3 protein-coding genes are annotated in these 16,925 nt (G+C 69.2%); all 3 read left to right on the top strand.

The features are described from left to right. Positions 1 to 3: 3 nt before the first annotated feature. Positions 4 to 14,586 (top strand): two-partner secretion domain-containing protein, encoded by a 14,583-nt coding sequence (locus CAL15_RS11910; RefSeq protein ID WP_086078780.1) that lies wholly within the window; start codon positions 4 to 6, stop codon positions 14,584 to 14,586. A gap of 8 nt (positions 14,587 to 14,594) precedes the next feature. After that, positions 14,595 to 15,359, top strand: coding sequence for a SapC family protein (locus CAL15_RS11915; RefSeq protein WP_086078781.1), 765 nt, complete (start codon positions 14,595 to 14,597; stop codon positions 15,357 to 15,359). Positions 15,360 to 15,553: 194 nt separating this feature from the next. After that, entirely contained in the window at positions 15,554 to 16,873 is a 1,320-nt protein-coding gene (locus CAL15_RS11920) for an MFS transporter (RefSeq protein WP_086078782.1), read from the top strand. Positions 16,874 to 16,925 lie beyond the last annotated feature (52 nt).

A 16,925-nucleotide genomic window follows, 5' to 3' on the forward strand; every position in this document is an offset into this window, starting at 1 on the left:
ATTATGGAAAAGCGCTCTACCCGCAGCATCGGCAAACGCTCCCCCGTCAAGGCCGCTCGCCGGCTGCATCTGCACAAGGAAACCGCACTGCCGGCGCTCAGCACGCTGGCCGTGGTGCTGGGATCGATGGTGTCGGGCGGCGTGCACGCCAACCCCACCGGCGGTTCGGTGGTGGCAGGTTCGGCCTCCATCATCGACCGCGGCAATGGCACGCTGGACATCAACCAGTCCACCGGCAAGGCCATCATCAACTGGAAAGACTTCAACATCGGCAAGGGCGAGACGGTCAACTTCCGCCAGCCGGGCGGCAAGAGCGTCACGCTGAACCGCGTGGTGGGCAATGACCCATCGGCCATCTTCGGCCGCCTGAACGCCAACGGCACCGTGATGCTGGTCAATCCCAACGGGGTGGTGTTCGGCAAGGGCGCACGCATCGACGTAGGCGGTCTGGTGGCCACCACGGCCAACATCCGCGACCAGGACTTCCTCGCCGGCAAGTACAAGTTCGACCAGGCCTCGCCCAAGCTCGATGCCGCGGTGATCAACGAAGGCACCATCAGCATCAAGGACAGCGGCCTGGCTGCGCTGGTGGCGCCGTCGGTGCGCAACTCGGGCGTGATCGAGGCCAGGCTGGGTCGCGTGGCGCTGGCGGGCGCGCGCACCTTCACGGTGGATTTCCAGGGCGACGGGCTGCTGAGCTTCGACGCCAGCTCGGCGGTCGAAGGCCTGCCCAAGGATGCCGACGGCAAGCCGGCAGGCGCGCTGGTGTCGAACACCGGCGAGATCCGCGCCGACGGCGGCACGGTGCTGATGACCGCGCGCGCGGTCAAGGGCGTGATCGACAACGTCATCAACACCGACGGCATCGTCAGCGCCAAGGCGGTGGGCACCAAGAACGGCAAGATCGTGCTGTCGGGCGGCGACGCGGGCACGGTCAAGGTGGCCGGCACGGTGGACGCCACCGGCAAGAACGCGGGCGAACGCGGCGGCAAGGTCGTGGTGACCGGCGAGCACGTGGACGTGGTCCGCGGCGCCGCCATCGACGCGTCGGGTTCGGCCGGCGGCGGGGAGATCGCGCTGGGCAGCCTGGGCGTCGCGCCCGACGACGGCTCGGCCGCGTTCAGCGGCAAGTCGTCCACAGTCAAGGTGGCCGCGGGCGCCACGCTGAAGGCCGACGCCCTGGTCAAGGGCGACGGCGGCGACGTGACGATGTGGTCCAACGACGCGACCGCGTTCGCCGGCAGCCTGTCGGCGCGCGGCGGCGAGCAAGGCGGCGACGGCGGCTTCGCCGAAGTGTCCAGCAAGAAGAACATCGGCCTGACGGGCTCTGCCGACCTGCGCGCGCCCAAGGGCAAGACCGGCCTGCTGCTGATCGACCCGACCGACCTGCGCATCATCGACGCCGGCGCCGGCGCCCTGGACGGCAGCGCCGGCGACGGCACCATCAACGGCGGCGATGCCAACGCCGCCACCAACACCGTGTCGCGCGGCCTGCTGGAAAGCCTGGCCGGCACGACCAACATCAAGCTCGAGGCCACGGGCCAGATCACGGTGGCGGGCGACATCTCGCTCATCGACCTGCAGACCGCGCCCGGCCACAGCTTCACGATGCGTTCGACGCAGACGGGCGGCATCCGCTTCGAGAATGCGGACACCGAGATCAGCACCCAGGGCGGCTCCATCACGCTGGAGGCGCTGGGCGTGGGCAGCACGCTGGACAACATCGGCAAGCTGACCAGCCGCGGCGGCAACGTCACGCTCAACGCCACCGGCGACATCAACCTGGCCAACGTCATCGATGCGGGCGCGGGCGTGGCGCTGGTCCGCACCAGCGCGGGCACGATCCGCAACACCGGCGGCGCCAGCCAGGTGGTCGCGGGCGGCAGCGTCACGCTGGACGCCAGCGGCGGCAGCATCGGCATGCCGGGCAATGCGGTCAACACTCAAACGGCGCACCTGTCGCTGGCCACCGGCGGCAACCTGGTCGTGGCCAACCGGACGGCACTGACCTCGCTGGACATCACCAGCCGCCACGCGCAGGCGAACGTCGACAACGTCTTCGAACTGTCGTCGGTCGGCCTGGACTTCGACGTGACCGACGCGGGCGGCTATACGCTGGACAGGGTGCGCCAGAGCGGCCTGAACTTCTCGTTCACCGGCGACCGCACGATCACCGCCGGCGACATCAGCCTGGGCGCGGGCGCGCTGGCGCTGAATTCGACGTCCGGCCATATCCTCGGCACATCGGCCTCGCGGCTGAGCGCCGGCAGCATCGCGCTGTCCGCCGCGGGCAGCAATGGCCGCAACGGCGCCATCGGCTCCTTCAGCCAGGCGCTGAACACGCAGACCGCCAGCCTGACCGCCGCCAGCGGCACGGGTGGCGTGTACCTGAACAACGCCATGAGCCTGGCGCTCAACTCGGTCGACACTACCGGCAGCCTGTTCGTGACGAATGCGGGACAGCTGACGCTGGGCGCCATCAAGGCCGGCGCCTCGTCCACCCTGAGGGCTACTGCCGGCAGCATCCTGGACGACGGCAACGACGCCACGATCGTCGCGACCCCGTCGCTGACCTTGTCGGCGGAGTACGGCACCATCGGCACGCTGGCACGCAGCCTGAAGACCAACGCCAGCACCTTGTCGGCCACCGGCGCGACCGGGGTCTACCTGGATAGCACCAGCAGCCTGAACATCACCGAGGCCCAGTCCGACGGCGGTTCCATCGCGATCACCAGCGGCGGCCACATCACGGCCAACAACGTCGGATCCGGCGGCGGCGCCATCAACCTCACCGGCAACAGCATCTCCGCCGGCCAGGTCAATGCCGGAGCGGGCAACGTCACCCTGACCGCGCGCGCGGGCAGCATCACGGGCAACAGCGCGTCGCTGATCACCGGCAGCGTCGTCACCCTGCTGGCCCCGGCCGCCAATTCCGCCTACACGGTGGGAACATCCGGCACCGCACTGCGCACCGCCGCCGGCGAACTGCACGCCACGGGCGGCCAGATCTACATCCACCAGGCGGACGGCTCCGTGCTGCTGGACGACCTGACGGCATACCAAGGCATCACTGTCACCGGCGTGGCCGACCTGACCGCGAACATGCTGAATGCGGGCACCGGCACGCTGCGACTCAACGCCCAGGGCGGCAGCATCCTGCGGGCCAACGCCAGCAGCGTGCTGGCCGGCAACAGCGTCGACCTGCAGGCGCAACGGCACATCGGCACCTCCGGCGACCATATCGAGACATCCACCGCCAGCCTCACGCTGAACAGCGGCGGCGACATCTACGTCGACAACCCCGACAAGGCGCTGACGCACCTGTCCATCGCCAACTCGCACGCGGACACCAGCCGGCGCAACACGCTGCTGGTCTCGGCGCCCTTCCTCGAGTTCGACGTCAACGACGATCTCGGCGTCGCCTATGAACTGCGGAACGTGTACAGCTCGCTGCTGAACCAGTTCGTCTTCCGCGGCGACCAGGACCTGAAGCTGGGCACCATCCGGGCCGGCAGCGGCGTCACGCTGACGTCCACGCAAGGCAACATCCTGGACGACGGCAACGCCAATACGCGGGTCACGGCCAACAGCGTTGGCCTTTCCGCCTACCTGGACATCGGCACCAGCGCCGACTTCATCGCCGTCAACGCGCCGTCCCTGTCGGCCGACACGCGCGGCAACCTGTACGTCACCGACATCGCCGACCTCAGCTCCCTGACGGTCTATGCCCGCCACAAGGCCGACGACGATCACTACGTGCTGGACGTGCGCGCGCCGTCGCTGCTGTTCGACATCAGCGACGATGCCAGCGGCCACACGATCCACCAGTTGCGCGACAGCAACTGGGTGAACTTCAGCTTCTACAGCGATCGCGACATCACGGCAGGCAGCATCGATGCGGGCTATGCCGGCACCATCACGCTGAACACCTCCGGCGGCATCATCGACGACGGAAACAAGAACACCCTGCTGCTGGCCAACTCGGTGAACCTGTATGCCGGGCGGGCCGTCGGCGCGGGCGGCGCCGGCTACATGGACATCCTGACCAGCAACCTGAACGGTTCGGCGGGCAGCGGCATGTTCAACGTCCGCCTGCCCAATCCGGTCGGGTCCGGCAACTACACCGGCATCATCACGCTGGGCAGCATCACGGCGTCGGACCTGGTGCAGATCGACGCCGTGCAAGGCGACCTGGTACTGGGCAGCATGGTGCGCAGCAACACCGGCAACGTCTCGCTGATCGCGCGCAACGGTTCCATCCAGGGCTCCGGCAGCGTGTATTCCGGCGCCGGTTTCATCACTCTGGACGCTGCGGGCCAGATCGGCGGCATGTATGCCGACACCGACCGCAGCGTGGGTGTCGGCGGCGCCGGGCAGGTGACCGTGATGGCCACGGCCGGCGGCGAGATATACCTGAACGGCGGGTCGTCCAACATCTTCCTGGCCAGCCTGAACGCAGGCGGCAATGTCCGCCACACGCAATGGTCGAACACGACCACGGTGGGCAATGTGCTGTCCGGCGGGTCGGTCTCGATAACGAACGATTCCGGTTCCATTGCCGATGACGGCAATGCGGCAACGTTGATCCGCGGCAGCAGCGTCGCCCTGCGGGCGATCTCGGGCGCCATTGGCGCACCCGCCGCCGTGCTGACGGTGCAGACGTCCGACCTCACGCTGGCCAGCGGCGGCAACATCGCCGTGCACAACACGGCAGGCCTGGACCGCCTGGACATCACGCGCCATGGCGCGGGCAGCGGCGCGTATTGGATCACGGCGCCCAACCTGACGTCCTTTACGATCTCGGACGATGCCGGCGGCCTGCACCTGAGGGACATCGCCAGCTCGACCGACCTCGATTTCGGGTTCAACGGCGTCAACAAGAACGTGCTGGTCGGCAACATCGACACGGGCGCGAACGGCACTGTGCGACTGGCCTCCGGACTGAACATCGCCAACGACGATCCGGCCAACCGCGGCGCCATCCGGGCCGCGACAGTCTCGCTGGCGGCAGGCAGCAGCGGCTCCATCGGCTCGGCGGTGGCGGGCGGCGCGCTGGCCCTGACCGGCACGTCCAGCCTGTCCCTGACCTCGGGGAACAACGTCTACGTGGACAGCGACACCGTGCTGCGCAGCCTGTCCATCAACAGCCTGCGTTCGGCCGGGCTGGCCAGCAACTACGCCATCGGCACGGCGGCCGGCCAGACCGTGCGGATCAGCGACGACGGGCTCACGCACTATCTCGAGCAGATCACCGGGGGGCTGACGGACTTCAGCTTCAGCGGCCGCAAGAACATCCTGGTCGGCACCATCGGCGCCAGCAACTCGGTCAGCCTGACCACCGCCAACGGCGGCGTCAACTCCAGCATCACCAGCGACGGCGGCGCCGGCCGCATCACGGCCGACACCGTGACGCTGTCCGCCACGGGTTCCGACAGCTATACCGCCCGCGACGCGAAAACCGGCGCCATCGGCATGGCCAGCGGCGCGCTGCGCGTCAGCACCAGCAACCTGGACATCGCCAACAACGGCGACATCTACCTGAACAACGGCGGGCTGGCGCTCAGCAGCCTCGATCTGTACCTGTCGCGCCGCGACGCCGGCAGCACCACCAACTTCGACACCAACGTCTATGCGATCGGCGGCCTGGGCGGCCAGACGCTGGGAATATCCGGCGGCACGAACCTGTCGATCAGCGCCAACATGGCCGGCGCCGATCTGTCGATCAATGCCGACTCCGGCCTCACGTCCAACGGCATCAGTACGGGCGTGGCCGGCACGGTGGCGCTGACCTCGCGCTACGCCAACAGCAACGTCGCGCCCAGCATAGGCGGCACCGGCCTGATCACCGGCGGGAAGGTCAGCCTGAGCGCCCTGGGCACCAACGGCAGCGTCTCGGCACAGACGAGCACGACCGACCTGTCGATCGCGTCGGCCGGCAATGTCAGCGTCAACAACAACATCTCGCTGAACGCCCTGTCGCTGACGGCGAACCACAACCGTTCCGGCGGGTCGTCCAGCAACACGTACGCCATCACCGCCAGCAACCTGTCGGCGTTCTCGCTGAGCGACTCGACCGGCACCTCGGGCCTGACGCTCGGCGACGTGCGCAGTTCGGGCAACCTGGCGCTGTCCATTTCGTCGGACCGCACGCTGACGGTCAGCAACGTCAACACGGGCGCCGGCGGCTCGGTCTCCCTGAGCACTACCGGCACGATCTACGGCAACAGCTCCAGCGCCGCCAGTCCCAACATCACCACGGGCGCGCTGACGCTGAACGCCAATTCGGTGACGGGCACCTACAACACCGTCCGGCCGCTGTACGTCAGCGTCGATTCGCTGTCCTCGAACATCCGCGGCAGCATGTGGGTGTCGAACAACAAGAGCCTCACGCTGCTGAACAACAACGTCGCCAGCTCGGCCGAGGTGAACGTCACCAACGGATCGATCATGCAGGGCGCGGGCGCCTTCGTGGCCCCGGTGCTCGTGCTGTCGGCCACGCAGTCCATCGGCGCCGCGGGCAACGCGCTGCTGACCGACACGCGACGCCTCACCACGCGCACCGGCGGCGACCTGTACGTCGACAACGCCACCGACCTCTTCAGCCTGGACATCCAGGCCAATCACGCGAATCCCGCGGTCGACAACGCCGTGCAGGTCGCGGCCCAGGGCCTGACGTTCGACATCACGGACACCAACGGCTACAACGTCACGGAAATCCGCGACGTGACCGGCCTGAACTTCTCGTTCTCCGGCGACCGCGACGTGCGCGTCGGCACGATCGACGTCGGCCCCGCGCATAGCGCCAGCCTGGCCGCCACCGGCGCAGGCAGCGACATCGTCAACCTGGCGCCGGGTTCGCACATCACCGCCGACAGCGTCTCGCTGTTCGCCAACAGCGAAATCGGCGTGGATACGGCGGACAACCTGGGCTCGATCCACACCACGGCCAGCGAGCTTTACCTGACCGCCGGCAGCCACGTCTACGTCGAGAACCACCGCGACCTGGCTACCCTGTCGCTGTACGCGACCGGAGCGTCGCCCGCCACGTACGAGATCCTGTCCAACGAACTGCTGTTCGACGTGTCGCACAACGGCAGTCGCCTGCTGGTCAACGAGGTCCGCGACAACACCGGGCTCAACCTGATGCTGTCCAGCAGCGTCGGCCAGGACATCGGCATCATCGACACCCTGCCGACCGGCACCGTGCGTCTGTCCAGCAACGGCAGCATCCTGGGCAGCGCCGACAGCACGCAACGCATCACCGCCGCGCAAGTCGAACTGGTCACCCAGGGCACGGGCGGCATGGGCGCCGTCGGCCGGGAACTCAACCTGTCCACGCCGCTGCTGCGCATCCAGAACACCGGCGACGTCTACATCGATTCGGACACGCACATCGATTCGCTGTCGCTGGATTCGCGCGGCAACAATGCGCGCTCCTACAGCATCGCCTCGCCCGCGCGCGACGGCGGCTCCATCGGCTTCACGGCCACCGACGATGGCAGCGGCAGCGCCGCCGGCCTGGTGCTGACCAACGTGCAGGACGCGGGCGGCATGGCGCTGAACGTGATCAGCGACCGCAGCATCACCGTGGGTACGATCGACGTCGGCTACGACACCGTCAGCCTGTACGCGCGCAGCGGTTCGCTGCTGGGTGACGGCGACAGCAACACCAAGATCGACGCCGCGTCCCTGAACCTGACCGCGCAGCAAGGCGCCATCGGGGCCACCGGCGCGGGCAACGCCATCGACACCCGCGTCAGCACGGTCAGCGGCAGCGCGTACGGCGGCGGCGCCTACATCACGGTGGAAGGCAACACCAGCCTGCCCAGCCTGTACGCGACGGGCAACAGCGCCGTCACCAACACCGTCGGCGATATCGAGCTGGGTACCGTCAATACCAACGGCAACGCGTTCACGGCGAACAATGCCGGCGGTTCGATCCTCAGCGGCACGATCAGCAACGCCACCACCGTCACCCTGACGGCGAACGGTTCGATCGGCAACAAGAGCGCCATCCGCACCACCAACATCTCGAGCGGCGGCACGACGGTGGTCACGCTGAGCGCCCGCAAGACGGACACGGCCGACGGCAGCATCGCGCTGACCGAAGCCTTTGGCCTGCGGGCGGCCTCGGTAACGGCCGATGGCGACGTCACGCTGACGGCGGACTTCTCCGGCATGGGTCGCGACCTGGTGGTGGGCACCATCTCGACCACGAACGGCGCGGTCGCGCTCTCGACCAGCCGCGGCAGCATCGTCGGCGCGGACAACACCAATCTCATCACGGGCAAGAGCGTCAGCCTGACGGCAGACTACGGCACGAGCCGCAGCATCGGCTCTTCCAACGCCAACAAGCTGCACCTGAACACACCGCAGCTGACGCTGGCCACCCCGGGCAGCATCTACGTCGACAACCTGGCCGACCTGACCGACCTGACCATCATCCGGAACAACGCGCAGGGCAGCAACTTCGGCAGCGCCGGCTTCCTCTCCATCGAGGCGCAGAACCTGGTCTTCAGCGGCGGCGATTCCAGCAACGTCAGCACGCTGACCACGGTCAGCGACAGCACAGGCCTGAACTTCGACTATCGGGCCATCGGCGCGATCGCGCTGCACACCATCGACGTCACGCAAACCGGTTCGGTCTCGCTGGCGACGAATCCGTACACCACCTCGTCCGGCGGCATCTATGGGCTGAACACGTTCTCGAAGATCACCGCGGACGACCTGACGCTGTCGGCGGGATGGAGCAACGCCACCAACTCTATCGGCTCGAACGGGCTCTACCTGAACACCCAGGTCAACAACATCGCCGCCACGGCCTCGGGCTCCATCTGGCTGAACCAGACCGGCTCGATCAACCTGGGCAATCTCAACGCCGGGGACAGTCTGTCGGTGCGCACCACCACCGGGGACATCATCGTCGGCGCGGTCAACTACGGCACCAACGGCGACAGCAGCAGCCTGACCCTGAACGCGCAGGCCGGCCGCATCCTGTCAGGCGGCGGCACGATCTCGGGCTACGGCGACGGCGCCATCTCGCTGACGGCGCGCGACGGCATCGGAACGAGCGATGCGGCGATCAGGATCTCCGCGCCGCTCAACCCGGTGTCGGCCACGGTAACCGGCACCGGCTCGCTATATCTGGATAGCACCAACAACCTGATGGGCGGCCTGACGACCTCGGTCAACAACGGCGCGACGCGCGTCACGTCCTCGGGCAACATCGTGCTGGCCGGCATGACCTCGGGCACGGATGCGGTCGGCAACGACATCTCGGTGAAGACCTCGTCGGGCAGTATCACGGTCGGCAACGTGCAGGCCGGCGCCAACCACGGCCAGGTCACGCTCAACGCAGAGAACGGCTACATCCTCGCCCGTGGCGCGGGCGCCACCGTCAAGGCCTATGGCGTCGCTCTGAACGCCCGCGACGGCATTGGCGCGGACAGCGCCACAGGCCGCATCAACGCCAGCGGCCAGCGCGTCGAAGCCACCACCAACGGTTCGATGTACCTGGCGGCAGACAACAACGCGGTCTACTCGTACCTGTCCGGCAGCACCATCGACATCGCCGCAGCGGGCAACCTGCAGATCGCCAACGCCATCGCCACGAACGGCGGCGGCACGATCCGCATGACGGGCAACGGGACGAACAGCCAACTGGTCGCGGGCAATATCGACGCCGGCACGGGCAGCGTCACGATCGACTTCGGTCGGGCGGGCAGCACCATCGTCGACGACCGAGAAGACGCGACGCGCATCGTGGGCGGCAGCGTCACGCTGACCGCCGGCGCCGGCATCGGCGGCGCCACGGCCGATTCGCTGGATCGGGTGCAGACCGACGCCGGCAGCATCAGTGCCCGCGTGACGGGCAACGGCGCGATCTACCTGGATGACAACCGCGCGGCCGGCACCACGCTGAACTCGATGCGCACGGCCAACGGCGCCATCGGCATCACCACCGCCGGACCCACGCGAGCCGTCAGCGTGATCTCGGAAACCAGCAACGCGTCCAACGATATCGCCATCGCCGTCTCCCACGGCGACCTCACGGTCGACACCGTGGACGGCAAGGTACTGGGCGACGTGACGCTGCAGGCGGCCGGGTCCATCCTGGGCGGCTCCGCCGCCAACCTGGTCACCGGCCGCAGCCTGACGGCCTCGGCCGGAGGCAGCATCGGTACGGTCGGCGACCTGCCGACCGGCACGGGCGGCCAGGCGCTGCGCACCAATGTCGCGTCGCTGGGCCAGCTGGCCACCGCCGCCGACGGCGCCGTGATCTCGATCGACAACCTGGGCACCACGCCGCTGACGCTGAACGGCAACGTGACGCAGACGGGCGACCACAGCTCGCTCTACGTGCGCACCGCCGGCGCCCTGGATGCCAGCGCCGGTGTGCCCGCCACCGCGGACAATCTGCTGCTGTCCGCGGCCGGCATTCTGACGGTCGCCGCCTCGGGCGTGCAGGCCGCGAACACGGTCACCCTGGCGGGCGGAGTCGACATCCGCGCCGCCGGAGCCGACCCGCGCACGATCATCGTCGAGGCGGACACGCTGAACTTCGTCAGCGGCGCCGCGGGCGGCAGCACCACGCTGAAGACCGAAGTCGCCACCATCAGCGCCAGCCTGACCGGCACCACCGCGGCCGGCAACCTGACGCTGGACAACACCGGCGACCTCGACGCCACGCTGAGCACCGCCAACGGCGACATCTCCGCGACGACCAGCGGCATGCTGAGGGCAAGCTCCGTAACGGCTGCCGGCGCCAACCGCACCATCGACCTGACGGCCACGGACGGTGACATCGAGGTCGGCACCGTCAATGCCGGAGCGACCGGCGCCATCATCCTGACCGCCGAGCAGGGTTCGCTGATGGGCGGCGGCTCGGGCTTGACGGCCAACAGCCTGGAAATGACCGCCTACACCGGCATCGGCAGCGCCGGTGATCGATTCGCGACCTCGGTCCGCAACGTCTCCGCCGAAGTGCTGGGCACGGGCGACATCTACCTGGGCGGCACCGGCCCGCTGACGCTGGCGAAGCTGGCCACCCACGCGGGCGACATCGACGTCACCGCCAGCGGCGCCCTGCGCAGCGACACCCACATCACGGCCGGCGACGGCGGCGTGGCGCTGGCCTCGACCGCCGGCGTCACGCTCAATGGCGACATCACCGCCGACGCCATCGACATCACGGGCGACGTCACGCTGGCCGGCGGCACGCGCACGCTGAATACCAGCGGCGCCGGCGGCGACATCGGCATCAACGGCACGTTGAACGGCGGCGTCCAGCAGGCGGTGTTCAACGCCGGCGCAGGCGACGTCACGCTGTCGGGCAATGCCGCCAACCTGGCCGGCCTGACCATCGACGGCGCCGCGATCAGCGTACAGGGCGTCGCCACCACGGGCGCGCAGCGATACAACGGCAACACCACGCTGGCAGGCAACTCGTACACCACCATCAGCGGCGGCTTCACCGTGGATGGCGCGACGACGCTGGCCAACGGCGTCACCGTGTGGGCGGGATATGGCGACGTCGCCTTCGCTGGCGACGTCACGGGCGCGGACCACGCGCTGACGGTGACCACCACCGGCGACACGCGCTACGAGGGTACGGTCGACGCCGCTGCGCTGGCCAACAACGGCATAGGCAACGTCTACCTGGATGGCGGCGCGGTCACCACCGCGGGCTCCCAGACGTACGTCGGCCACGTCACCCTGGGCGCCGACACCACGCTGACCGGCAGCAGCGTCACGCTGAACAACGGCGTCGACGGCGCCCACGGCCTGACCATCGTTGGCGCGGCCGGACTGACCGGCAATATCGGCGCCGCCGACAAACTGGCCAGCCTCGCCATCCACGGCAACGCCACGCTGGCCACCGACAGCATCGCGACCACCGGCAACCAGGAGTACCGCGGCGACCTCATCCTTGTCGGCGCCCAGTCGTGGACGACCACGGTCGGCGACGTCATCGTCGACGGCTCGCTGGACAGCGCCCACGACCTGACCGTCGCCTCCACCGGCGCGGGCGACGTCACGTTCGGCGTCATCGGCAGCAGCGCGCAGCGCCTGGGCGCCCTGGCGGTGGACACCGCCGGCGCGACCACCTTCGGCGGCGCGGTCCATGCCGCGTCGGTGCAGACCGACGTGCCCGGATCGGTCGCTATCAACGGCGGCCTGGTCGACACCACCGGCACGCAGTTCTACGGCGAACTGGCCACGTTCGGCGCGGACACCGTGCTTACCGGCACGCACGTCAGCCTGCTGGGCGGCGGCGACGGCGGACACGATCTGACGATCGACGGCGACGCCACGCTGCAAGGCGACTTCGGCGCCAGCGACGCGCTGGGCAGCCTGACCATCAACGGCAGCATCACGCTGAACGAAGGCAGCATCGCCACCGTCGGCGACCAGGCCTACAACGGCACGGTCGCGCTGGCCGGCCTGCAGGAGCTGAGCACGCAGGGCGGCGATGTCAGCTTCACGCACAAGGTGGCCAGCGCCGGCGGCCACAGCCTGTCGGTGGAAGCCGGCGCGGGCAACGTCACCTTCGAAGACGCCGTGGGCGACGACGAAGGCGGCCGCCTGGGCGACATCACCGTCCGCAGCAACGGCGCCACCACGCTGAGCGGCCCGGTGTACGCAGCGTCCGTCACTACCGACGAAGGCGGCACGATCGCCATCAATGGCGGCCTGGTCGACACCATCGGCACGCAGTCGTACGGCGAGATCGTGCTGTTCGGCGGCGACACGGTGCTGACCGGCACCACCGTCAGCCTGCTGGGCGGCGGCGACGGCGAACACGACCTGACCATCGACGGCGACGCCGTGCTGAAGGGGCCGTTCGGCTCCAACGAGGCGCTGGCCAGCCTGACCGTCAACGGCAACGCCACGCTGGGCGCGGGCAGCATCGCGACCCAGGGCGACCAGTCGTACACGGGCACGGTCACGCTGGGCGGCGACGTCGCGCTGGCCAGCCACGAAGGCGACATCGTCTTCGACGAGGCCATCGACGGCAGCCACGACCTGAGCATCGTCGCGGACCAGGGCGACGTCCTGTTCGCCGGCCCGGTCGGCCAGGGCGCCCGCCTGGGCGACCTGACCATCGCCGCCAACGGCGGGACCCGCTTCGAAGGCCCGGTCCGCGCCGGCTCGGTACAGACCAGCGGCGCCGGCGACCTGGTGATCAACGGCGGCTCCGTCGATACCACCGGCGAACAGCGCTACGGCCAGCATGTGGTGCTGGGCGGCGTCGACACCACGCTGACTGGCACCACCGTGCAGCTGGGCGCCGGCGTCGACGGCACCGAGTGGGGCCAGCAAGGCCTGATCATCGTCGGCAACGCCGACATCCACGGCGACGTGGGCGCGATCACGGCCCTGCGCGGCCTGACCGTCGAAGGCGACACCGCCATGGGCGCCGGCAAGGTGGTCACCATCGGCGATCAGACCTACAAGGGCGCCGTGGCCCTGACCGGCGATCGCGACCTGGGCAGCAGCACCGGCTCGGTCGTGTTCGGCAGCACGCTGGACGGCGGCAACGGCAACAACCTGGCCATCAGCGCCGGCCAGGACATCCTGGTGGCGGACGACGCCACCGGCCTGGGCTCGCTGACCCTGCGCGCCGTCGACACGATCGTGTTCAACGGCGACGTCAGCGCCTACCGGGTAGAGCAGCTGGAAGCCCGGTCGGCCAGCTACAACGGCTCGCTGACGGCCGCCGGCCCGGACGGCATCGCCCTGTCCGGCGGCGGTTTCTCGTTCGGCGGCGACGTCACCGCCACGACCGGGGCGATCAAGATCGCCAACCCGGGCAATACCGGCACGGTGGACTTCGCGGCGGGCACCACGGTGCGGGCCGCCACCGGCTTCACCCAGACCGGCGGCTCGGGCGTGACGCTGCCGGCCAATCTTCTGGTGACGCAAGGACCGATCAGCCTGGGCGCTCCTGCCCGGCTGCAGGGCGCGGCCGCGACCATCAGCACCAACGGCGACATCACCGCCGTAGGCCTGTCCGGTCCGCAGACCGCCCTGACGCTGTCCTCCGGCCTGGGCGCCATGCGCATCGGTCTGAACGACGCCGATCCCAGTCACAAGCTCGACGTGCTGAGCCTCAGCGTGCCGACGGCGGGCTCGGCCGACATGTGGGGCATGATCGGCGGCAAGGGCGGCGCGCTGGCGGCCGCCACGGTGAAGAGCTCGCTGGTGGGCTCGCCGTACTTCCTGAACGGCACGACCTGGGGTCCGACCGACGTCATCGACCGCCTGGCCGCCAGCACGGCGCCGCGCTGGGTGGCGCCGACCACGCCGACGGCGGACTCGCTGTTCCGCGGCACGGTCATGCCGCAAGCCTACGGCCCCGATGTCCTGGGCGCCTACGCCGATCCGCAAGTGCTGACGGTGGCCGATGCCGGCCGCGCGGTGTGGCAGCGGCAGTCCGGCGATAATGCCCTGCTGCAAATCCCCTCGGGCGACGGATCGGTGCTGCAGGCCCCGGCCGGCGCGCCGCAACAAACCGGCATCGGCGGCGCGCAGCCGAGCGATGAACCGCGTCGCGAACGCGACGAGCAACCCCGCACTCTCTGATACCTCACATGACTACGCAGACTTCGCTTCCGCTGTTCTACCAGCAACCCCGGCCCCTGGCGGCCGGCGCGCACGCCAACCTGTCGCTGGCCGGCAATACCGGCTTCGGCTTCGCCGCCAAGACCAATGCGGTGCCGCTGGTGGCCACCGAGCTGCCGACCGCGTGCCGCCACTTCCCCATTGTGTTCACCGATGGCGACCAGCCCTCGCCCGTCGCCGTGCTGGGCGTGCGCGGCCAGGAAAACCTGTTCGTCGACGCCGAAGGCCAGTGGCGCGCCGGCACCTACATCCCGGCCTACATCCGCCGCTATCCCTTCATCTTCATGGAGAACGCCGACCGCAGCCAGTTCACGCTGTGCGTGGACGAGAAGGCCGCCTCGGTGGTCGAAGGGCGCGACAATCCGTTCTTCGACGAAGCTGGCGAGCCCACCGCCCTGGCCCGCAGCGCGCTGGAGTTCTGCCGCGACTACCAGAACCAGCACGCCTACACGATGGAGTTCGCGCGCGCCCTGGCCGAGGCCGACCTGCTGGTCGAGAACCGCGCCGACATCACCCTGCCCGACGGCCAGCGCCTGGCGTTGTCCGGCTTCAAGGTGGTCGACGAAGCCAGGCTGAACAAGCTGCCCGACGAGACCTTCCTGCGCTGGCGCGCCAACGGCTGGCTGCCGCTGGTCTACTGCCACCTGCTGTCCATCAACACCTGGCCGGCGCTGATCAGCCAGGCCCAGCCCGCTGCGGCTGCCGCTTCGGACGAAGCCTCGGCCGAGGCCTGATCTCGCCGGGCGTGGCGGCTGCGCCACACCACTGGCCGCGACGCCGCCCGCCCCTTCCCAACGGCAGGCGTCGGCGTAAAATTCGCGGCGCAATTTTCAGCAGCGGCACCAAAGAATCCGTAGCGGCGTTGCCTGGGGGAACATCCGGCGCGCGGGCATGCAGGCCCGCGGCCTTCCTTCGATTCAGGAACGCAATGTCGCGGCAACTGCTGGCCTTGGTGCTGGGGCCCCTGCTCGGGCTTTTCATCGTTTGTATCGGCAATGGTTTCATTGCCTCTCTCACCACCCTGCGGCTCGACGCCGCGGGCGTGTCGGCCACCGTCATCGGCATGGTGTCCGCCTCTTACTTCATCGGTCTGTCGCTGGGCGCGGTGTTCAACGATCGCCTGATCGTGCGCATCGGGCACATCCGCGCGTACAGCTGCTTCGCCTCGCTCATCGCCGTCACGGTGCTGCTGCAGGGGCTCCATCTGGACGCGTGGTCGTGGTTCGTCCTGCGCCTGGTCGCCGGCTGGGCCATCGTAGGCGTGTTCCTGGTGGTGGAAAGCTGGCTGCTGCTGGCGGGCGACCAGAAGCTGCGCGGCCGCCTGCTGGCGGTCTACATGATCGTGCTGTACGGCTCGGGCATGCTGGGCCAGTGGAAGCTGGGCACCATCGACCAGTGGGGCGACGCGGCCCCCTTCATGGTGGCGGGCATGCTGGCCTCGCTGTCGGTCATGCCGATGGTGATGATCCCGCGCGTATCGCCGCTGGTGGAACGCATCGAGCCGCTGTCGCCGCGCCACCTGCTGCGCATGACGCCCACCGGCGTGGTCGGGTGCTTCGGCTCGGGCGTCGCCATCGCCGCGGTCTACACCTTGCTGCCCCTGTACCTGCAGCGCATCGGCCTGAGCGTGGAGCAGGTCGGCCAGATGATGGCCAGCACCATCCTGGGCGCGATGGTGCTGCAGTACCCGGTGGGCCGCTGGTCCGATCACCGGGATCGCCGCACGGTGCTGATCGCGCTGGGCGTGTTCTGCCTGGCGCTGTCTCTGGCAATCCTGCTGCTGCCGCTGTCCCCGCTGTTCCTTGCGGCGCTGCTGTTCCTGCTGGGCGGCGGCATCTTCGCGATCTACCCCGTGGCCGTCAGCCACGCGGCCGACCGCGCCCCCGCCGACGAACTGGTGCGCATGATCCAGGGCCTGCTGCTGATCAATTCCATCGGCTCGGCCGTCAGCCCGCTGGTCATCTCCTGGGTGATGGACCATGTGGGCGCCAACGGCCTGTTCCTGGCCTTCGCCCTGCTCAACGCCAGCCTGGTGGCGTTCTTCCTGCGCCAGCGCAACCGGTATGCCGCCCCGGCGCCGGTGGCCCCGTTCGCCTCGGCGGCGCAGATGACGCCGGTGGGCGCGGAGCTGCGCGTGACCGAGGACATGGTGCAGGGCGCGATGGAGCACGAGCGCGCCGACGAGGCGGCCGGCGTGCCGGCGCAGGCGGTCGCCGCGGGCGCATCGAACGGGTACGACGCCAGGTGAGCGTTGCGCAGGGCGGTACGGGCAAGCCGCGCCCGCCATTGGCGCAGCGCGG

The sequence above is a fragment of the Bordetella genomosp. 13 genome (genome assembly GCF_002119665.1).
Classification (GTDB): Bacteria; Pseudomonadota; Gammaproteobacteria; order Burkholderiales; family Burkholderiaceae_B; genus Bordetella.

What these genes read in the sequence shown, in the direction of transcription:
- CAL15_RS11910 (WP_086078780.1), top strand. Translation starts at nt 4, where the DNA reads ATGGAAAAGCGCTCTACCCGCAGCATCGGCAAACGCTCCCCCGTCAAG.
- CAL15_RS11915 (WP_086078781.1), top strand. Translation starts at nt 14,595, where the DNA reads ATGACTACGCAGACTTCGCTTCCGCTGTTCTACCAGCAACCCCGGCCC.
- CAL15_RS11920 (WP_086078782.1), top strand. Translation starts at nt 15,554, where the DNA reads ATGTCGCGGCAACTGCTGGCCTTGGTGCTGGGGCCCCTGCTCGGGCTT.